Genomic DNA, 19,340 nt, shown 5'->3' with positions numbered 1-19,340 from the left:
GCGCGTGCCTCAGTTGGAAGGCTGGCCCGGCTCCGCTTGCGACGTGCTTTGCGAAGCGTCCTGCGGTTCGTCGGGGCCGCCCCCCAACGCGACGTAAAGCGACACCCCGTTTTGCAACGCGGTCGCCCGAAGCTGGATCAATTGCTGCTCGGCGGCAAACTGATTGCGTCGCGCATCCACCACCTCGAGATAGATCGAGATTCCGTTTTCGTAGCGCAGCTCGGCCGTCTCGGCCAGTTGCCGCTGCGCCTGCACCGCCTGTTCCTGGGCCGCGATCTGCTCCTTGTAGCGTTGCCGCGCGACCAGTGCATCGGAGACCTCACGAAACGCGTTCTGCACGGTGCGCTGATAATCGGCGACCAGTTCGTCGCGCCGCGCGCGCGTCGCGGCGAGTTGCGCCCGGCGCTGACCCGCATCGAAGATCGGCATGCCCACCAGCGCGCCGAACGTCCACGCCTGCTTGGCCGGCTCGAACAGATCGCCGAGTTCCGGCGACACATAACCGAAGCTGCCCGTCAGCGCGATGCGCGGAAAGAAGTCCGCGCGCGCCACGCCGATGTCGGCATCGGCCGCGCGCAGCTGCTGCTCGGCCTGCTGGATGTCCGGCCGATCGATCAGCAACGCGGAGGGCAAGCCTGCATCGAGCTCGCGGAACTGCGCGGCGTCGGCGATCGGCGGCGCTTGCGGTAGCGGCTCGGTCAGCGGCTCGGTCAGCGGCCCGCCGATCAGCACTTCGAGCAGATGGCGTTGCTGCGCGGTAGTCCTTTGCAGCTCCGCGAGTTGCGTCTGCGCCTGCGTGACAAGAATGGCGGCCTGGTCGTAATCGACGGTCGAGGTGACGCCCGCGTCGAGCCGCAGCCTGGCGACTTCGAGCGCGTAGCGACGGCTGTCGAGCGTCCGTTGGGCGAGCTCGATGCCTTCCTCGCCCGAGCGGATCGCGTAGTAGTTCGACGCGACATTGCCGATCAGTGACAACCTGAACGCATGCTGTGCGTCGACGCTCGCGAGATAGCGGCGCCGCGCCGCTTCGCTGGCGTTGCGCACGCGTCCCCAGAAGTCGAGCTCGAACGACGTCACCGCGGCCTGCACGTTGTACTGGTTGAACTGGACCGAGACGTCGGTATTCTCGAACTGGGGTTCGATCGAACCCAGCGGCGTTTTCGTGCGGGTCGCGCTCCCGTTCACATTGACCTGCGGCAAACGCGCGGCGTTCTGGATGCGATAAAACGCGCGTGCCTGCTCGATACGCGCGATCGACGCGGCGAGATCGCGGTTGTGTTCGAGCGCCCTCTCGATGAGCGCCTTCAGTTTCGGATCGGCGAAGAACGTCTGCCAGTCGACCTGCTTTGCCAGACGCGCGGTGGCCGGATTGGCCGTCTCCGCCATGTCGAAGCGATCGGCGATCGGCAGTGGGGGCTGCTGATACTTCGGCGCAAAATTGCAGGCAGCGAGCGAGCACGAGAGGAGGGGCAACAGCAGGCTCTTACGCATCGCGCTGTCCTCCACCCAATTCCCCTGGCGCAGCCGTCGAATCGTCATCGTCGAGATCGACGCTGCGCTTCCTGCGGCTGAGCCAGCGCCGCGCGGCCACGTAGAACAGCGGCGTAAAGAAGATCCCGAACAATGTGGCGGTCAGCATGCTGCCCATCACGCCGGTGCCGACCGCGCGCCGGCTCGCGGCGCCCGCGCCGGTTGCGAGCACGAGCGGCATCATGCCCAACACGAACGTGACGCTGGTCATCAGAATAGGGCGCAGGCGCTGCTGCGCGCCGCTCCTCGCCGCGGCCAGCGCGTCTTTTCCTTCCGACTCCTCCTTGATCGCGAACTCGACGATCAGGATCGCGTTTTTCGCCGCGAGGCCGATGATCGTCACGAGGCCGATGTTGAAGTACACGTCCGCGGACAGTCCACGCAGCATCGTCAGCACCACCGCGCCGATCACGCCGAACGGAATGATCAGCAGCACCGCCACCGGAATCGCCCAGCTCTCGTACAGCGCCGCGAGCAGCAGGAACACGACCACGAGCGACAGCCCCAGCAGCAAGCCGATCTGGCCGGCCGCCTGCTTTTCCTCGAGCGCGGTGCCGGTCCATTCGTAGCTCAGGTTGCCGGTCAACACGTGCGACGCGATGCGCTCCATCTCGGCGATCGCCGCGCCGCTCGAGCGGCCGGGCGCGGCCTGGCCCGATAGCGTCGCGGACGGAAAGCCGTTATAGCGTTCGAGCTGCTGCGGCCCGGAAATCCAGCGCACGCGCGTGAAGGTCGAGAACGGCACCATCTCGCCGCGGTTGTTGCGCAGGCGCAGCGAGGTCACGTCCTCGGCGCGCATGCGCTGTTCGGCATCCGCCTGCAGTAGCACACGCAGCACGTTGCCCTCGAACACGAAGTCGTTCACGTAGTTCGCGCCGAACGTCAACGCCAGCGCCTGATTGACCTGACCGATCTGCAGGCCGAGCGCGCGGGCCTTCACGCGGTCGATCTCGACGTAGAGCTGCGGCGCCTCCGGCATGCCCTCGGCACGCACGCCAGCGAGCACAGGACTTTGTGACGCCTCGATCATCATGCGCCGCGCGGCCTGCTGAAGCGCTTCGCCACCGACGCCGCTGCGATCCTGGATCTTCATCGTGAAGCCGGTCGCGTTACCGAGCGAGGGAATCGCCGGCGGGTCGAGCGCAAAAATGAACGCCTCGGGAATCTGCTGGAATGCGCCGTTCGCGCGACGCACCAGCGCGCTCGCCGAATTCGCCTCGCCCGGGCGCTCGTCCCACGGCTTCAGATCGACGAACGACAGTGCCGCCGATTGTCCCTGGCCGAAGAAGCTGAAGCCCGTTACCGACGCGATGTTGCGCACCTGCGGCTGCTGCCGCAGAAATGCCTCGACCTGGTCGATCGCGTGCTGCGTGCGCTGTTCGGTCGAACCCGGCGCGCTCGTGTACGTGATGAAGATATGCCCCTGATCTTCGGTCGGCAGAAAGCCGGTCGGCAGTCGCAGGAAGAAGAACGCGGTGATCGCGCAGGCCGCGACGAACACCAGCAGCCAGCGCAACGGCGAGCGCAACATCGCGTCGACGCCGCCGACATAGCGCGTGGTGCCCGCGTCGAGCCCGCGATTGAAGCCGTCGAACACGCGATGCAGCAGACGCGAAGCCGCATTCTTCGGCCGCTCGCCGGCGGCCGCCTCGCTGCGCAACAGCGCCGCGCACATGGCCGCGCCGAGCGTCAGCGCCAGCAGCGTCGACAGCGTGATCGACACCGCCAGCGTGACCGAGAACTGCCGGTAGATGCCGCCCGTCGATCCCGGGAAAAACGCCATCGGAATGAACACCGCGACGAGCACCAGCGTACTCGCGATCGCCGCGCCCGAAATCTGCCCGACCGCCTTGACCGTTGCGCGCGGCGCGCTGAGCCCGTCCTCGCGCATGACGCGCGCGACGTTTTCGACGACGACGATCGCATCGTCGTTGAGAATACCGATCGCGACCACCATGCCGAACAGCGACAGAATGTTGATCGATAGCCCGAACAGATAGAGCCCCGCACAGGTGCCGATCAGCGCGATCGGCACGACGATCGTCGGAATCACGGTGGCGCGCCAGTCCTGCAGGAACAGGAACACCACGACGGTCACGAGCAGCAGCGCCTCGACCATCGTGCGGAGCACACCGTTCACCGAGGTCGTGATGAACGGCGTGGTGTCGAACGGCACGGTCCATGTGACGCCGCGCGGGAAAATCGGCTGCAATTCGTTCATTCGCTGGCGTACCGCCCTGGCGACCGCGAGCGCGTTCGCACCGCTCGCGAGCTGGATCGCGATGCCGGCCGACACCTTGCCGTTGACGGTCAGCCGGTTGCCGTAGCTGTCGTTGCCTAGCTCGACTCGCGCGACGTCGCCGACTCGCACGGTCGAGCCGTCCGGATTCGCGTGCACGATGATTTCGCGGAACTGCTCGGGCGTCGAGAAGCGGCTTTGCGTGACGATCTGCGCATTGAATTCGGCGCCCGGCGCGATCGGCTGGTCGCCGAGGCCGCCGCCCGCGGTCTGACTGTTCTGCTCCTGGATCGCCTGCAGCACCTCGCTCGCCGACAGGCCGAAGCCCGCGAGCTTGCGCGGATCGAGCCAGATGCGCATCGCGTACGACGAGCCGAACAATTGCACGTCGCCGACGCCGTCGATACGGCGCAGTTCGTTGATGATGTTGTTCGACGCGAAGTTGCCCATTGCGACGGCGCTGGTGGTGGCGTCGGTCGCCTGCAGCGCAACCAGCATCAGAAAGCCCGACGACGCCTTCGTCACGCTCAAGCCGATCTGGCGGACTTCGAGCGGCAGGCGCGGTTCGACGCGGCTCAGCCGGTCCTGCACCTGGGTGCGCGCGATGTCGAGATTGGTGCCGGGCTTCAGCACCACGGTGATCTGCATCGTGCCGTTCGCGCGGCTCACCGACGACATGTACAGGAAATTCTCGATGCCGTTCATCTCGTCTTCGACGATCGACGTGACGGTGCGCTCGAGCGTGCTCGCGTCCGCGCCGCTGAAGACTGCGGAGATGCTGAGCGACGGCGGAGCGACGTCGGGATACTGCTCGACCGGCAGCAGTGAAAGCGCGATCGCGCCGAACAGCACGATGAAAAGGGCAATGACCCACGCGAAAACCGGCCGGGCGACGAAGAATCGATTCATCGGCGAGCCCGTCAGTGCGCGGCCGATGCGGTGGCGGGGGAGGCGGACGGCTGCGCCGCCGGCGGCGCATTGGGCGCGGGCCTCGCGTCGACATGCTGACCCGGCTGCACTTTCTGCCACCCATCGACGATCAGCCGCTCACCGGCCTTCAGACCAGCGCGCACGGTCCAGCGTCCTTCGCCCTGTTCGCCGAGATCGATGTTACGGCGGACCACGGTGCCGTCCTCGGCGACCAGCGCGACGCTGGCTACGCCGTGCTCGATCTGCACCGCCCGCTCGGGAATGCGAATGCCCTGCAGATTGCCCGTCCCGATGATGCGCCCACGCACGAACTGCCCCGGCAATAGCGTGCGGTCCGGATTCGCGAACCGCGCGCGCACCGTCTGCGTGCCGGTGGACGGATCGACGACGAGATCGGCGAAGTCCAGAAAGCCCGGCTCGTTGTAGAGCTGGCCGTTCGCGAGGATCAGCTGCACCTCGACGTGCTTCATGCTGGTCGGCTTGCGCGTGCCCGACTGGATCTGCTGCTCGATGTCGAGCATCGCGGTGTTCGACTGCGTGAACACCGCGTTGATGGGCGTCAGCTGGTTGACCTGGGCGAGCAGCGTCGCCGCGCCGGCGCTGACGAGCGCGCCTTCAGTGACGAGCGCGCGGCCCGCGCGCCCGGCGATGGGCGTGCGCACGATGCAGCGATCGAGCCGCAGTTGCGCGAGTGACACGGCGGCCTGCGCGTCGGCGACGTTGGCCTGGGCCTGCTGCATCGTCGCGAGCGCGGCGTCGTATTCCTGAGCGCTGACCGCGCGACGGCCGACGAGCGGCTTGAATCGGTCCACCACCGAGGCCGCGTTGTCGCGCACGGAGGTCGCGCGTGCCAGCGCCGCCTTGGCCTGCTCCAACTGTGCGCGATAGTCGCGCGGGTCGATCTGGAAGAGCGGGGCGTTGGCCGGCAGATCCGTGCCTTCCTGATAGAGCGTGCGCTCGACGATGCCATCGACGCGCGCGCGAATCTCGGCGCTGCGCACGGCCTCGATGCGGCCCGGCAACTCGACGACATCGGCGACAGCGGTAGTGGAAACCGTTTCGACCAGCACGGGAACCGGCGGCATGGATGCGGCGGTGGGCGTGTTCTGCCGTTCGTTGCAGGCGGCAAGCAGGAACGGCAAACCGATGATCAGCAGCGATGCGGCACGACTACGCAGGCGGAATGCGGAGCTAGGCAAGAGAAACTCCTTTGATCAAGGCAGTCTTTTTTGCACGCGAGATCAGTGACGGTATAACGGTTTGCGGTCGGTTTAACTATTTGGAAATGGGAGGCGGAATGATGCCCGGAAGAGATTTCCGTTGATCCTACCGTGTCTGGGTGACTTGTCAATTCATTCCTGCCCGATGCGAGTGGAATGGACTCGCAATGGCGCGCACGCGCCCGCGGACGCCCTAACGGGACCTCGCCCGGGGCAGGTGACAAACGGAGTTTTCTTTCGATTTCAATGGAATTGACAGTCGATTCGCATTCGTTTTTTTGAAATCAAATTGATCTGTCTGATTTCACAATTAATTGTGAACGGCAAACTGCAAGACCTCTAAGGGAACGCTTCAACTCTCGTGCCAAGCCACCGGCATGGCAGCTCTCGCACGAGAAAACCGTCATTGGTGCGATTCCATCGCCTAAGATCGACTTACGCGCGCAGCAGTTTCGGTGACACCGGCTCGCCGGCTCGCGAGCAGCTTGTCATCGCGCAACACTTGCGCGCGCGACTTTTCCACAAGGAGGTCACGATGAAATCAGACGACAAGGGCGACGTGCGCGCGTTCGTGCAAACGGCCGAGCAGGGTGGCGAGCATGTCTGGGTAATCACGCTCGTCGACTTCGGGGCTCGCGAGGTCAAACGCTCGCTCGTTTCGGACGAGACATATGCGACTCACGCCGCTGCTAAAGATGCCGGGGAAGCCCATCTGAAGGCGCTGGCGGAAGACCGCTAGAGCCGCTCACTTCTGCCTTGTTTTCGCACGTAGACGTACTAACGTTGGTCTATACGTCGAGGGGCGGAAGAGGACACAGTTATGGCCAGTGCGCAAGGAACCAACGGATCGCCGTTTGCGGTGTCCGTCGAGGCGGGCAGCTATCGCGTCACGCGCCCACGAAACGCAGGCGACGTGACCGACCTGCTGCAAAAGCAAGGCATCCAGATCGTCGATCTGAAGTTCACCGACTTGCCCGGACTCTGGCAGCATTTCTCGATCACGCTCCCCGAGGTTCACGACGATCTCTTCAGCGCCGGCATCGGCTTCGACGGTTCGTCGATCCGCGGCTTCCAGGAGATACATGAGTCCGACATGCTGCTCCTGCCCGACCCGGCAACTGCCTTCGTCGACCCGGTGTGTGACACCCCGACCCTGTCGATGATTTGCGACGTAGTCGATCCGGTACTGCGGCAGCCGTATTCGCGCGATCCGCGCTACATCGCGAAGAAAGCTGAGAACTATCTGCGTCAGACGGGCATCGCGACCACCTGTTATTTCGGGCCGGAGCTGGAATTCTTCATATTCGATTCGATCCGCTTCGGACAGGACCAGCACAGCGGCTACTACTATGTCGAATCGGCCGAAGGCGACTGGACCACCGGACGGGACGACGGCGCATACGGCGGTGGCAATCTCGGCTACAAGCAACGCTACAAGGAGGGCTACTTCCCGGTACCGCCCCATGACACGCTGCAGGAGATCCGCTCGCAGATCGCGCTGACGCTGCAGCAGGCGGGCGTCCAGATCGAAGTGCATCACCACGAAGTCGCGACCGCGGGACAGAATGAGATCGACATGCGCTTTGCGACGCTCAACCGCATGGCCGACAACGTGATGATCTACAAGTACATCTGCAAGAACGTCGCGCGCCGGCACGGCAAGGTGGCCACCTTCATGCCGAAACCGCTGTTTGCCGACAACGCGAGCGGCATGCATTGTCATCAGAGTTTGTGGAAAGACGACCTGAATCTCTTTTACGACGCGGGCGGCTGGGCCCTGACTTCCGACCTGTGCCGCTGGTACATCGGCGGACTGCTTCAGCATGCGCCCGCGCTCATGGCGTTCTGCGCGCCGACGACGAATTCCTACAAGCGTTTGGTGCCGGGGTATGAGGCGCCCGTCAATCTGGCGATGTCCCAGCGCAACCGTTCGGCTGCGGCGCGCATCCCGATGTATTCGGATTCGCCCAATGCGCGGCGCGTCGAGTTTCGCTGTCCGGACCCGTCCGCGAATCCGTACCTGGCGTTCGCGGCGATGATGATGGCGGGCCTCGACGGCATCGAGAACAAGATGGACCCGGGCGATCCGCTTGACCGCAACATATACGACCTGCCGCCCGAAGAAGCCAGCGCCATACGGCAGGTGCCGGGTTCCCTCGAAGCTGCGCTGGCCGCGCTCGAAGCCGACCACGCGTTCCTGCGTCAAGGCGACGTGTTCACCGACGACGTGATCCAGACCTGGATCGAATACAAGCGAAAACGAGAGGTCGACACACTCAAACTGCGCCCGCATCCGTGGGAGTTTTACCTGTACTTCGATACCTAGAAGAACGACACAGGCTGTCACCCGCCACGAAGGGCAGCTTTCATATCCGCTATACAGTGTCCCGCGAACGGGAAGGGCCGGGCGCTGAAGTCGCTCGATCGCGCGGCCTTGATTCACTCACCACTTGCGCAACTCCGGATGCCGCAATACCGAATGATTGCGCCCGTACGACAGATAGATTGTCATGCCGATCACGAGCCAGACGACGAGCCGCATCCAGGTGACGAGCGGCAAGCCAAGCATCAGCAGCAGGCAGAGCAGGATGCCGAGCACCGGCACGACCGGCACGCCGGGCGCGCGGAACGGACGCAACGCTTCGGAGTCGCTGCGCCGCAGATAGATCACCGCGCCGCACACGAGGATGAACGCGAACAGCGTGCCGATGCTGACCATCTCGCCGAGCACGCCGATCGGCGTCAGCGCAGAGACGATCGCGACGACGGTGCCGATCAGCATCTGGCTCAGATACGGCGTGTGCAGCCGGGAATGCACACGCGCGAACATCGGCGGCAACAAACCGTCCTGCGACATCGTGAAGAAAATGCGGCTTTGTCCGTAGAGCAGCACGAGGATCACGGTGGTCAGCCCCGTCAGCGCGCCGATTTTGATCAGGATCGCGAACCAGGTCATCCCGATCGCGTCGACGCCTTTGGCGATCGGATCGGGGACGTTCAGCTCGGTGTAGGGAACGAGTCCGGTCAGGACGGCCGCGACGAAGATATACAGCACCGTACAGATGATCAGCGAACCGAGAATGCCGATCGGCATGTCGCGCTGGGGCCGCCGCGCTTCCTGCGCGGCGGTCGACACTGCATCGAAGCCGATGAACGCGAAGAACACCACGGCCGAGCCGCGCAGAATGCCGCTCATCCCGAAACTGCCGAACTGGCCGGTGTTGGCAGGCAGGTAGGGATGCCAGTGTTCCGGCTTGATGAAAAACATCCCGATGGCGATGAACGCGACGACCACGGTCAGCTTGATCGCAACCATTACGTTGTTCAGACGCGCCGATTCCTTCGTACCCAACACGAGCATCGTGGTCAGGATCGCAACGATCACCACCGCTGGCAGGTTGATGACGCCAGTGATCGTCGAGCCATCGGGCAGTTTGACGACGGTGCCGGGTGCGGCGGCGAGGGTGGGGGGAATCTCGATGCCGGCATTGCGCAACAGGCTCACGATGTAGCCGGACCAGCCGACCGCGACGGTCGCCGCGCCCATCGCGTATTCGAGGATCAGGTCCCAGCCGATGATCCACGCGAAGATTTCACCAAGCGTCGCATACGTATAGGTGTAGCTGCTGCCGCACACGGGCAGCATTGCCGCGAGCTCCGAATAGCACAGGCCGACGAACGCGCACGCGACGCCGCCCAGCACGAACGACAGCGTGATGGCCGGTCCCGCGAACCGCGCCGCGGCGGTGCCGGTCAGCACGAAGATGCCGGCGCCGATGATCGCGCCGATGCCCATCGCGGTGATACTCGTCGCGCCCAGCGTTTTGGACAGCTTGCGGCCTTCTTCGACGTCGGCGCTGCCGACGATATCGGCAACGGTCTTGCGTGCCATGTAACCGGTCGCGGCCATGATGAGTCGTCCCTTTCGAATGGTGATCAGGCACGAACCGGCACGGCTGGCATCGGCTCGCGGAGCACGACAAAAAGACGTCCGCCGCCACGCACGGCAAGGGTCACGACAGGTGCGGAAAAGCGGCTAGCGGAAAAAGTCTGAATTCAGTCTATGCCGGACCAACGGCAAAGTGAAATCTGCTTGCCTTGCGCATGGCGATCGCGCACGAGGCATCCGGTCCGATTCAGGACGGTTTGCAATGTGCGTTTGCGAAAAAGGTAATGAACAGTGGAGCGGTTTCAGGCTTGCAAGGCGGGGGTCAGGCGTTGCGCCCGCGTCGCAGCACCGCACTCAGGCCGAGCGAGTGGCCGGGGTCGTAGTAGTGAATCAGTAGCGTGCGCCGCTGTCCGTTCTGTACGTCGAGATTCGCGTGCTGGAGCGCGAAGCCGTTGAATTCGTACACGCTGCCGGGTTTGACGGGAATGCGCTTGCAGTTGCCGACGCGCAGATCATGCAAGGTGTGCCAGCTGCGCCAACTAAGCGGCAGGCTGTGCAGGAAGCCGTGACGGAGCTTGCAGATCACGTTGCTCACCGTGGTCACGGACAGCCGCGGCTTGCGATACATCACGAGGTCGCCGTTGTGAACGCCATCGGGTGCGAGTTGCAGGGGAATCAGCAGCGTCAGCAGATGCGAGTCGTAATGGCGGCAATGGCTCTCCACCAGCGCCGACCTGCTCGCACAACGCAGTACGTGATACGGCTCGGGCGGTAGATTTGTCAGGCCGTAGTTCGCAGCCATCGCCCGCGCGTTCGCGCAGATCGAGCGCTCGAGCTCTCGAAAAGCCTCCCCTTGACGCAGTATCTCGGCGATCTTGTCGCCGGACAGCGAACGCTGCGGCGTCTCGCCGAACATTTGATCGATCAGGTGGTTGATCTGGCTGATCGTCTCCAGCGGAACCACGTCATCGAACGACTTCAAAGCGACACTTTTGTCGATTCGAATTCGATTAGTCTCGGAATGCCCGCGTACGTCTGTCAGGGTGCCCATAGCCCAAATTCCAATTGCTTTTTTCTTCTGCGACCGTAAAGAAAAATATGCTGTACGAGTCACACGCAATGTGCGCTACCGTACATAGAGCGATCAGGCGATTGAAGCCGATCATCAAATCATAAGCCGATTTTCTTTCAACCGTTCGCAGACAATTTACGGGTCGATTGACATTGCCGAGACCGTGTCGATTTGTGGCGAAACACGGCGCAAAGTGCGCATCACGGGCGGGCTGGGATCTACATACATACAAGTGGGTGATAAATTACATTATGTCAAATGCCGAATTTTTTCAGAATTGCGCCCCTGTGTGAATCCAAGCGCTCGCGAAGGCCTTGCATCTGTCGCGCGAGCCCTTGTTAGTCCTGGTGTCCGCCGATATGCGGTGGCGATCACGCATTGCCCGAACCGCGCTTCCTTCGTTGTCACAGCTCACACCGAGCGCTGGCCTCCGCGGTAATCAATACGAAAAGTGCCCGGACAATTAAATACCAATTGCGGCTCAACTCAATTACGAGCCGTGGCGTATTACACCCCGTTTTTCCCTGTCCGTTAAATTCATGCACGCCATGTGCCGAAATTACCGATCGTTAAATTTCTTCCGTATGCCCAGCCAATAAGTCTCGCGGAGAATTCAACATTGTTATTGCCGTTGCGGCGCATTTTTCGTGACCGGCCTTTCTCTCGTGGCATGGCGGTAAGGACGCACCGCGCCCGTCGCGCTGCCACTTGCCGCCATCTGTGAAGCGTGTTCGAACACGCGGCGACGCTCGGCGTCCGCAATCAACCGTTTTCTGGTCGTCGAGCGTCCCGCCGAGCCGAAGCCCATCACCTCTTCGTATTCACGCGGCCTGCCGTGCCGAAAACGGTTGAAGAAGTCATCGCCAGGCAGACCATTATCGAGACTCATCAGGCAACGATAGTCGAGCGAGGCGCAATCACTCAACGAGCGCGCCGCGTCCTCCAACGCGCGATAGCGGCTTTGCAGCGGTTCGTCCCGGCCGAAAAGCGCATGCAGTTCCTGGTACGTGACGAGCCTTTTGCGCCTCGCTGCGTCCATTAGCATCGCGGCGATATGGCGGGTTCTATTCGTGTCCATGTCGCTCTCCTTACCGTCCACTTGCAACGCCCGCGGCGGGCAATGGCAACCGTGGAAAAGTGGCGCCATTTTTATTGCTGTTATGCGAATCGAATCAAAAAGTGCCCGTGCAGAGGTAAACCGGCGCGTTAAACGACGAAACCGGACTAAGCAGATTGTTAACCAATGCAGTATTTTCCGGCGACACCCTGTACGAATGCCAGGATTGTCTATAATCCTGCTGAAAAAGCGATGCGAAATGATTTTCCGTCCTGTGCACCAGTGCTTCGCAGGTTTCCGACGACGCTAGCGGGCCGATCGAAAATGCATTAAAAGACATTCGCAAAACTGGAAGCCATGCCTGGAAATGCCCTCGGCGCGTGGGTCACGCTGCCTGTTGAAGCCCGACGGGGTTTGATACCTTCGTTTAAATCGTTTCAGTCAGGTTAGCAAACGTTAAATTCAATCGCAAGAAAATCCTTGATTTTTCGAAAGAAAAAGTCGAATTACCCACTTTCGCAGGTTCCCCTCTTTCCTATCAGATAGAAGACGTGATTGATTTTTTATTCTTTTGGACACGGATGAGGAATTTTCGATTATCTGTAAGTTGTACGTGTTCTCTGTCTACCCAGTAACTGCTTGCAGTCCGGTGATTGAACCCTACGACGGAGTTCTCCGATGCATCGACCGAATGACGATTTGCCGACCGTTGCACGGCGTCTCGCGGCGGGAAAGAAACTTCTCGACGGCGCCGCGGCAACCGAGGTCGCGAAAGAAATGGGCATGGCAAAGACTACAGTCGAGCGATATCGACGGCTATTGGAGCAAGGCGGGCTCGACGCGCTCAGAAACATGAGCGTCGGCGGCCGACATTCTGCGCTCGCCATGGCCGATCTCGACTGGCTCGAGCAGGCGCTGAAGGCCTCGCCGCGCGACTATGGCTTCGACGCGGACGGCTGGAGCAATACACGCATGCGCGAGCTGATAAGCCGTCAGTTCGGTATTTCGTATTCGCGGGTGTATGTGTGGCAACTCGCTACCCGGCTCGGCGTGTCTTATCGGCTCGGCAGGAATGCGCATTAGAGCGGTGGCCGTACCGCGCTAAAGGGCGCGCATCCGCGCCGGCTCATGCGCGTTCGTGAACTTTCGGCAGAAATTGCGGCGCCAGTTCGACTTCCGACCATCGAAACGGCAACGCACCGCGGCTGCGCCGTACCTGGTTCACATGGAACCGCACCAGCCGCTGCGCGCCTGCGAATGCCGCGACTTCGCCGCCGTCCCAGATGATCTCCGCTTGCACCGCCAAATAGAGCAGATCACCGTTTGCGAAGTCGATGAATAGCAGTCCCGCGCGTGGATCGTGTGCGAGATTGCCGAGCGTGTTGAAAAAACGGTTGCCGCTGTAGTCGGGCGTGGTCAGCGTATTGGCGCCGTCCACGCGCACGAAGCCGGCCGCACCGCCGCGGTGCGAAACGTCGACGCCCCTCCCCGGCCCCGCCGCCTCGCTCAGATTCGCACTGGCGATAAAGAACGTGTCCGCGCTCGCGAGCAAGTCGCGCTCGGCCGCGCCCAGATGCGTGGCGATCTCGGGCTGCGCGCGCGTCGCGGCCGCGTCCCGCGCGATGAAAGACGGCGTGCGGCTCTGTATGTACTTCGGGCAATTGCCGAAGCTCTGCATCACTTCGATCTGCAAGGTCTCGCCTTCCACCGCCCTTACGACGCCATTGACGCGATTGCGGCGCCGCGTGCGCGGCTCGATGCCGAGCGCACCGAGTAGCGCGCCTTCGCGCCAACCCGCGGCAAGCGGGTCGCCGGCCAACACGCCATCTTCGATACGCAGCGTCTTCGCATCGGGTGATGAGACAAAACCCGGCGCACCCGCACGCAGCGTTGCCCATGGCTGAGCGCTCGCATCGACGCCGCCGATCACGACGAACGGCTGCGCCGAGAAAAATTCGCGATGCTGCTCCGGCATGAAGCGGCGAATCCCGCGACGCCCCATCGATTCCGCCACCTCACGCACACCCGCGCGCTGCTGCACGGCCTGCTCGCCGGCGTGAAACGGCGACTCGCCGGTCGCCCAGTTGTTCAGTGAAACGAACTCAGACATGGTTGGACTCCGATGCAAAATCTACCGGCTCAAAATCCGAATCAGGCCGCCAGCAAGCCAGCCTTCGTCGAAGGCATCGCGATGAAACGCGGCAATGCCTCCACGCGACGCAGCCATGCGCGAATGTTCGGATAAGGCTGCAACGACACGCCACCCTCGGGCGCGTGAGCGATATACGTGTGCGCGGCAATATCGGCGATCGTCACGTGCGCGCCGGCGGCGAACGGCTTGCCGGCGAGCTCCGCGTCGATCACGTCGAACAGCTTGACGGCGATCCGCTTCGCGTCCTCGTGATGGAGTGGCGCGCCGAACACGGTGACGAGCCGCGCCGCGCACGGCCCGTATGCGATCTGCCCAGCCGCGAGCGACAGCCAGCGCTGCACCGCCGCGGCGCCGCGCGGGTCCTCCGGGAGCCACGACTCGTCGCCATAGCGCTTCGCCAGATAGACGAGAATCGCATTCGAATCGAACAGCGTCAGTTCGCCGTCCTGGATCGTCGGCACCTGGCCGAACGGATTGAGCGCGAGATATTCAGGCTTGCGGTTCTCTCCTGCCAACATGTTCAACTCGATGACTTCGAACGGCAGATCGAGCAGTGTCAGAAACAGCTTCACGCGATGACCGTGGCCTGAGAACAGTGTCGTATAGAGCTTGATGGGCTCGGCGGGTCTGGCGGCAGGCATGGCGGGCTCCGTTTGCGATGAGGGACAGGCCGAGAATACGGCGTAGGCACTGTCGCGCGGAAGCCTGATAATCCGGGAAACACAGTCAAGCGAAGATGAACAATCGAACATGGCCGATCTGCGCAACGTGAACCTGAACCGCCTCGCGATCTTCGTCGCGGTCATCGACGCGGGCTCGCTGAGCGCCGCCGCCGAGCGGCTCGGCCTCACCAAAACAATGGTCAGCACGCACATCCAGCGGCTCGAGGCCGAGGTCGGCGCGAGCCTGCTCGTGCGCACCACGCGGCGGCTCAGCGTCACCGAAGCGGGACGGGCGTTCTACGAGGCGAGCGTGAAGATCCTGCGCGCCGCGGAAGACGCGCTGAACGCGCTCGGCGCGGAAGCGTCGCCTGTCAGCGGGACGCTGCGCGTCACTGCGCCCAACGACTATGGGACGCTCGTCGTCGCCCCCGCGCTGGTCGAATTGCGCCGCACGCATCCGCGGCTCGACGTCGAGCTGCTCAGCAGTGACCGGTACGTCGATCTGATTGCCGACGGCATCGACGTCGCGATCCGGCTTGGACGTCTCGCGGATTCCAACTATCGCGCGGTGAAGCTCGGGAGCTTCGTCAAATGGGTCGTCGCGAGTCCGGAGTTCGTCCGGACCTGGGGCGTGCCGCGCACGCCGGCCGAGTTGGCGGCGCTGCCCTATTGCGCGTTGTCGGTGCTGCCGCATCCGTTGACGCTCGATCTGCGGCACGTCGATGGCAACACGGCCAGTGTGCGCTGCGCATCCGCATTGCGCGTCGACACCGCCAATGCCTGCCGCTCGGCGACGCTTGCCGGCGGCGGCATCGGTCTGTTGACGGAGTTTTCGATCGGCGAAGACGTCGAGGCCGGGCGGCTGATCCGGCTGCTGCCGCAGTGGGCGACCGCCCCCGCGAGCATCCAGGCCGTGTTTCCGCCCACGAGCCACCCGCCGGCAAAAGTGCGCGCGCTGATCGATACGCTCAAGAGGCTCATCCTGCGGTAAACAGAAAAACGCCGCACGAAAGCGGCGTTTTCGCGTGCTGCGTCGACGCAGGCCGACTCACTTCACCCAACTGTCCACGCGATCCGAATGCGCGCTGACCCACGCATCGGCGGCCGCGGCCGGCTTCTCGCCATTTTGCGTGGCCAGCATCACCGTGTCGATCTCGCCGGGCTTCCATTGAAACTTCTTCAGAAACGCGACCACCGTCGGGGCCTTTTTCTCGAGCTCGGGATTCACCACGCTATCCACGTGCTCCGCCTCACCGAATACCTTCTTCGGATCGTCGAGGAATTTCAGCTTGTACTTCGCGAACATCCAGTGCGGCTTCCAGCCGGTCACGATGATCGGCTTGCTGGCCGCCTCCGAGCGCGCCAGTTCCGCGGTCATCGCACTGCCTGAACTGGGCATCAGCTGATAGTCGAGTCCATAGGCCTTGATCGCCTCGCTGGTTTTTTGCATCACGCCCGCGCCGGCGTCGATGCCGACGATGCGCGCGCCGAATTCCGCCTTCTTCGCCTGCAGATCGCCGACGCTCTTCACGTCCACGTTATCGGGCACGATCAATCCGATCTTCGCGTCGGTGAAGTTCGGTCCGAGATCGACCACCTTGTCCTTGAAGTTGTTCCAGTACGCGCCATGCGTCACGGGGAGCCACGCGGACAGCGTCGCGTCGAGATCGCCGCGCGCCACGCCCTGCCACATCACGCCGGCCGCGACCGGCACCAGCTGCACCTGATAACCGAGGCGTTTTTCGATCACCTCGGCAGCCACGTTCGAGGTCGCGACGCTATCGTCCCAGCCCTCCACGTAGCCGATCTTGATGGTCGGCTTTGAATCGGCCGACACGCTCACACTGCCCGCCGCCAGCATCGCCCCCAACGCGCTTGCCACCACTAACCTTCCGATCAGTCTCATCGCAGTCCTCCCGTTGATCCATTTGCCCATTGACGCGTTTGCCGTCGAAGCGGTCATCGCGTATCCAGAATCGCCAACCAGAATTGCCGGGTCGCGTCGTTTTGCGACATGCAGTTGTCCGGAAGCGACTTCCACGTCATTCCGCCCAGTGCATGCATCATTCTTGTTGTGACCAGCAGTGCTACTTCTCGATGACGAGATCGGTCAGGGGCTTGCTACAGCACAGCAGCACCATGCCCTGATCGATCTCGCGCTGACGGATACCGCCCGCGTGCTTCATCGCCACTTCACCGGATACGAGCTTCACCTTGCAGGTACCGCACATGCCTTGCGTACACGAAGCAGGCAATCGCACGCCTGCCTGCTTCGCGGCATCGAGCACATGTTGGGCGCCGCCGCACTCGATCTCGCGATGACTGCGGGTAAAGCTCACCTTGAAACGCGTTGCGGTTTCGACCGGCGCGGCCGCCTCGCTGACGGTCTCGAACGAAAAGCTTTCCTCGTGATAATGCTTGCGATCGAAACCGCCCTCATCGAGCAGATTGCGCACGGCCTGCATATACGGCGCGGGGCCGCAGGTAAAGACCTCGCGCTCCAGGAAATCCGGCGCGATCAGTCTTAGCAGCGGCAGAGTCAGAAAACCAGTGATGCCAGTCCAATTGGTGCGCGCGCCCACGCGCTCGCAGACGAACGCGGTGCGAAAATGCGCCTGATTCGCCGCGATCAGATCGAGCTCGCGCGCGAAGATGATGTCGTCCGGCGTGCGCGCGCTATGCACGAACACGATGTCGCTGTCCTCGCCGAGTTCGTGATGCGCGCGGCTCATCGACATCAGCGGCGTGATGCCCGACCCCGCCGACAGAAACAGAAACTTGCGGGCCGGATGCCGCGCGCAGGTGAATTCGCCGGCCGGGCCCAGCACGCGCACCAGCATGCCCGCATGCAGATGATCGTGCAGCCAGTTGGACACCGTGCCGCCCGGCACCCGCTTCACCGTAATCGAAATCGTATGCGGCCGCGTGGGCGGCGACGAGATCGTATAGCAGCGATTGACCGTCTCACCGTTGATCTCCAGCTCCAGCGTGATGAACTGCCCCGGCTCGAACACGAACGCCCGGCCCGATCCCGCGCGAAAGAAAAAGCTCTTCACGTCGTGCGTTTCGTTGCGTACCTGGCAGCACACCAGCGTGTCGTCGGCGTCGCTGTTCCAGCGCGCGGGCAGCGCGTCCCAGAAGCTCGGCTGCGTGACGCGGCTCGGCGCGTCGCTGGAATGCTGCTCGACGCCCGCCTGAAACATGGCCTGATCGCGCATCATGGTTGTCTCCGCGCTCCTCATTGCGGTGTTGGGCTCAGCGCACGAACGACACGACTTTCTCGCCGCGTGGCGCCTGCGGGTTCGCGTCGTAATCCGCGAGACGGCCGATGTACCATTCGCAGAACTTTTCGACGAGCCCTTCGGTGAACGGCGAGTACGGACCCGGCTCGTACGCGCTGCTCATCGCGCCGCGCTGCGAATATTCGACGAGCGCGCGATCCTGGTCGTTCGTCGCGCGCCACACGGCCGTCAGATTGTCGAGGTCGTAATCGATGCCCTCGCGCGCATCCTTGTGCACGAGCCATTTGGTTCGCACGAGCGTCTTGCCGGCCGACAGCGGAATCACCGAGAAACTGACGATATGGTCGCTCATGAAGTGATGCCACGAATTCGGCTGGGTCCAGAACGACAGTCCGCCGAGATCGGCCAGCTCGAAGCCGCCGAGCAGTTTCTTCGACGCGACCTTGGCGTCGAGCGTCTGCGATTCGCCGTCGCGATCGAGCGGCAGACGCTGCGTGCGAAACCCGGTGACGAGATCGGCGAGCCGGTCGATTTCGGCCGACGGCAACTGCATCGCCTCCCATTGCGCGGTGCGGCGCGCGACCGTCGCCTCGAACGCGGCCATGCCGTCCTCGTTCGCCGGCGTGCGCTGATAGCCGAAGCCGTATTCGTACAGCGAGATGGTCAGCTCGGGATGGTTCGCGACGCAGTGATAGCACTCGCGATTGTTCTCCATCGTGAGCTTCCAGTTGCCCTCTTCGATGATGTCGATCGACGCGGCGATCTTGCAGCCGGCCAGGTCGTGCGGCAACAGATACGGCTCCATCGCGGCGCGCATCACGGAGAAATCGGCGGGCGGCTGCTCGGCGAGGCAGATGAAAATCAGCCCGGCAAGATTCTCGACATGCACGGCTTTCAGACTATGCTTGCAGCGGTCGAACTGTTCGCCCATGTGCTCGGCGAACATCAGGTCGCCATTCAAGCTATACGTCCAGCTGTGATACGGACAGACGATATTGCCGAGCGAGCCCTTGCCCGTATTGCACAGACGCGCGCCGCGATGGCGGCATACGTTGTGAAACGCGCGCACGCGCATGTCGTCGTCGCGCACGATCAGGATCGAATCGTTACCGATCTCGACCGTCACGTAGTCGCCGGGCTCGGGCACATCGGGCTCGACCGCGACCTGAATCCAGTGCCGGCGGAAAATCGCATCGAGGTCGAGCGCGAAAATCTCCTCGCTCGTATAGAACGGCGCTTCGAGCGTGTAATTCGGCTTGCGGCGTTCGATCATTGTGCGAACGTCTGCGGAAACTTTCATTGTGTGCTCCGTTACGTATCACGTCTGGCGCCGCGCCAGGTCCTCCT

14 protein-coding genes and 1 pseudogene are annotated in these 19,340 nt (G+C 63.0%); 4 read left to right on the top strand and 11 right to left on the bottom strand.

Annotation, left to right across the window (positions count from 1 at the left end; translation table 11 throughout):
- Nucleotides 1–9: 9 nt before the first annotated feature.
- Genes LJ655_RS00245 through LJ655_RS00235 form a run of 3 tightly spaced genes read right to left on the bottom strand, consistent with a single transcriptional unit; the run spans nucleotide 10 to nucleotide 5,898 of the window.
- Nucleotides 10–1,491: an efflux transporter outer membrane subunit gene (locus LJ655_RS00245; protein WP_230559256.1), complete on the bottom strand. Its 1,482-nt coding sequence runs from the start codon at nucleotides 1,489–1,491 to the stop codon at nucleotides 10–12.
- Nucleotides 1,484–4,678, bottom strand: coding sequence for a multidrug efflux RND transporter permease subunit (locus LJ655_RS00240; protein ID WP_230559255.1), 3,195 nt, complete (start codon nucleotides 4,676–4,678; stop codon nucleotides 1,484–1,486). Before LJ655_RS00240 ends, LJ655_RS00245 begins: the two co-directional genes overlap by 8 nt.
- A gap of 11 nt (nucleotides 4,679–4,689) precedes the next feature.
- Nucleotides 4,690–5,898, bottom strand: coding sequence for an efflux RND transporter periplasmic adaptor subunit (locus LJ655_RS00235; RefSeq protein WP_230559254.1), 1,209 nt, complete (start codon nucleotides 5,896–5,898; stop codon nucleotides 4,690–4,692).
- Nucleotides 5,899–6,454: 556 nt separating this feature from the next.
- Between LJ655_RS00235 and LJ655_RS00230 the strand changes: the two genes are divergently transcribed.
- Together LJ655_RS00230 and glnA are read left to right on the top strand one after the other, a co-directional pair.
- Nucleotides 6,455–6,658, top strand: coding sequence for a hypothetical protein (locus LJ655_RS00230; protein ID WP_230559253.1), 204 nt, complete (start codon nucleotides 6,455–6,457; stop codon nucleotides 6,656–6,658).
- Between the two features lie 81 nt (nucleotides 6,659–6,739).
- Nucleotides 6,740–8,245 (top strand): type I glutamate--ammonia ligase, encoded by a 1,506-nt coding sequence (glnA, locus tag LJ655_RS00225; protein WP_230559252.1) that lies wholly within the window; start codon nucleotides 6,740–6,742, stop codon nucleotides 8,243–8,245.
- Between the two features lie 117 nt (nucleotides 8,246–8,362).
- Here glnA and LJ655_RS00220 read toward each other — a convergent pair whose 3' ends face one another.
- The 3 genes from LJ655_RS00220 to LJ655_RS00210 all read right to left on the bottom strand — a co-directional run bounded on the left by LJ655_RS00220 (nucleotide 8,363) and on the right by LJ655_RS00210 (nucleotide 11,958).
- Nucleotides 8,363–9,829, bottom strand: coding sequence for an amino acid permease (locus LJ655_RS00220; protein WP_230559251.1), 1,467 nt, complete (start codon nucleotides 9,827–9,829; stop codon nucleotides 8,363–8,365).
- A 301-nt stretch (nucleotides 9,830–10,130) separates the two neighbouring features.
- Entirely contained in the window at nucleotides 10,131–10,790 is a 660-nt protein-coding gene (locus LJ655_RS00215; protein ID WP_230559250.1) for a hypothetical protein, read from the bottom strand.
- A 712-nt stretch (nucleotides 10,791–11,502) separates the two neighbouring features.
- Nucleotides 11,503–11,958, bottom strand: a complete 456-nt coding sequence (locus LJ655_RS00210; RefSeq protein ID WP_230559249.1) for a hypothetical protein — start codon at nucleotides 11,956–11,958, stop codon at nucleotides 11,503–11,505.
- Between the two features lie 657 nt (nucleotides 11,959–12,615).
- Here LJ655_RS00210 and LJ655_RS00205 point away from each other — a divergent pair.
- Nucleotides 12,616–13,020 carry a helix-turn-helix domain-containing protein gene (locus LJ655_RS00205; protein ID WP_230559248.1) on the top strand — a complete coding sequence of 135 codons (405 nt, stop codon included), beginning with the start codon at nucleotides 12,616–12,618 and terminating at the stop codon, nucleotides 13,018–13,020.
- Between the two features lie 70 nt (nucleotides 13,021–13,090).
- Here the strand turns inward: LJ655_RS00205 and LJ655_RS00200 are convergent.
- Together LJ655_RS00200 and LJ655_RS00195 are read right to left on the bottom strand one after the other, a co-directional pair.
- A pseudogene (locus LJ655_RS00200) lies at nucleotides 13,091–14,047 on the bottom strand (pyridoxamine 5'-phosphate oxidase family protein); the annotation flags it as partial.
- 41 nt (nucleotides 14,048–14,088) lie between these two features.
- Complete coding sequence (locus LJ655_RS00195; protein WP_230559246.1) at nucleotides 14,089–14,730, bottom strand: glutathione S-transferase family protein; 642 nt, start codon at nucleotides 14,728–14,730, stop codon at nucleotides 14,089–14,091.
- 109 nt (nucleotides 14,731–14,839) lie between these two features.
- Here LJ655_RS00195 and LJ655_RS00190 point away from each other — a divergent pair, with 109 nt between their 5' ends.
- A complete protein-coding gene (locus LJ655_RS00190) occupies nucleotides 14,840–15,742 on the top strand; it encodes a LysR family transcriptional regulator (protein WP_230559245.1) in 903 nt (300 codons plus the stop codon).
- 57 nt (nucleotides 15,743–15,799) lie between these two features.
- On the opposite strand, the gene LJ655_RS00185 is transcribed toward LJ655_RS00190, so the two are convergent.
- The 3 genes from LJ655_RS00185 to LJ655_RS00175 form a co-directional block, all read right to left on the bottom strand.
- Nucleotides 15,800–16,657: a glycine betaine ABC transporter substrate-binding protein gene (locus LJ655_RS00185; protein WP_230559244.1), complete on the bottom strand. Its 858-nt coding sequence runs from the start codon at nucleotides 16,655–16,657 to the stop codon at nucleotides 15,800–15,802.
- Nucleotides 16,658–16,838: 181 nt separating this feature from the next.
- Nucleotides 16,839–17,972, bottom strand: a complete 1,134-nt coding sequence (locus LJ655_RS00180; protein ID WP_230559243.1) for an FAD-binding oxidoreductase — start codon at nucleotides 17,970–17,972, stop codon at nucleotides 16,839–16,841.
- Between the two features lie 34 nt (nucleotides 17,973–18,006).
- Nucleotides 18,007–19,293 (bottom strand): aromatic ring-hydroxylating oxygenase subunit alpha, encoded by a 1,287-nt coding sequence (locus LJ655_RS00175; protein ID WP_230559242.1) that lies wholly within the window; start codon nucleotides 19,291–19,293, stop codon nucleotides 18,007–18,009.
- Between the last annotated feature and the right edge of the window lie 47 nt (nucleotides 19,294–19,340).

This window comes from Paraburkholderia translucens (assembly GCF_020881035.1).
Taxonomy (GTDB): domain Bacteria; phylum Pseudomonadota; class Gammaproteobacteria; order Burkholderiales; family Burkholderiaceae; genus Paraburkholderia; species Paraburkholderia translucens.
This window is presented reverse-complemented; position numbering and strand designations above follow the sequence as displayed.

Excerpts from the sequence above, each read along its gene's own strand:
- LJ655_RS00180 (WP_230559243.1), bottom strand. The coding sequence starts at position 17,972 with ATGATGCGCGATCAGGCCATGTTTCAGGCGGGCGTCGAGCAGCATTCC.
- LJ655_RS00195 (WP_230559246.1), bottom strand. The coding sequence starts at position 14,730 with ATGCCTGCCGCCAGACCCGCCGAGCCCATCAAGCTCTATACGACACTG.
- LJ655_RS00245 (WP_230559256.1), bottom strand. The coding sequence starts at position 1,491 with ATGCGTAAGAGCCTGCTGTTGCCCCTCCTCTCGTGCTCGCTCGCTGCC.
- LJ655_RS00205 (WP_230559248.1), top strand. The coding sequence starts at position 12,616 with ATGCATCGACCGAATGACGATTTGCCGACCGTTGCACGGCGTCTCGCG.
- LJ655_RS00210 (WP_230559249.1), bottom strand. The coding sequence starts at position 11,958 with ATGGACACGAATAGAACCCGCCATATCGCCGCGATGCTAATGGACGCA.
- LJ655_RS00230 (WP_230559253.1), top strand. The coding sequence starts at position 6,455 with ATGAAATCAGACGACAAGGGCGACGTGCGCGCGTTCGTGCAAACGGCC.
- LJ655_RS00240 (WP_230559255.1), bottom strand. The coding sequence starts at position 4,678 with ATGAATCGATTCTTCGTCGCCCGGCCGGTTTTCGCGTGGGTCATTGCC.
- LJ655_RS00220 (WP_230559251.1), bottom strand. The coding sequence starts at position 9,829 with ATGGCCGCGACCGGTTACATGGCACGCAAGACCGTTGCCGATATCGTC.
- LJ655_RS00185 (WP_230559244.1), bottom strand. The coding sequence starts at position 16,657 with ATGAGACTGATCGGAAGGTTAGTGGTGGCAAGCGCGTTGGGGGCGATG.
- glnA (WP_230559252.1), top strand. The coding sequence starts at position 6,740 with ATGGCCAGTGCGCAAGGAACCAACGGATCGCCGTTTGCGGTGTCCGTC.
- LJ655_RS00175 (WP_230559242.1), bottom strand. The coding sequence starts at position 19,293 with ATGAAAGTTTCCGCAGACGTTCGCACAATGATCGAACGCCGCAAGCCG.
- LJ655_RS00190 (WP_230559245.1), top strand. The coding sequence starts at position 14,840 with ATGGCCGATCTGCGCAACGTGAACCTGAACCGCCTCGCGATCTTCGTC.